A 322-nucleotide genomic window follows, 5' to 3' on the forward strand; every position below is an offset into this window, starting at 1 on the left:
CAATAGATTCGGAATTCACATAATTATCTGCTCTGAAATTAGAAAATTGTATCTTATTTATATGCTTTCCATGTGCTAAATCATCCATTAAATCTAACTTAACTTCAGACCCCACATAATCCTTACTAAATATGAATTTCTTTTTATACATGGGCTTTTTTGAATAAACTGTATAACCCTCATTATCCAAAATATCATAGCATTGACCTAAAGCAGAGGTATATAAAGAGCTATTAATAAGAGATTTCTCAGCTACAACTCCGAACTCAATATTATTAATAAAAGAATAATCGATAAGGTTCATGGAAGTAGTGATCACTTT

1 pseudogene is annotated in these 322 nt (G+C 29.2%); it reads right to left on the reverse strand.

Annotated features, from left to right (window positions below):
* Positions 1-322: pseudogene (locus tag JM658_RS17055) on the reverse strand (hypothetical protein); the annotation flags it as partial.

The sequence above is a fragment of the Joostella atrarenae genome (assembly GCF_021764745.1).
Lineage (GTDB): Bacteria > Bacteroidota > Bacteroidia > Flavobacteriales > Flavobacteriaceae > Galbibacter > Galbibacter atrarenae.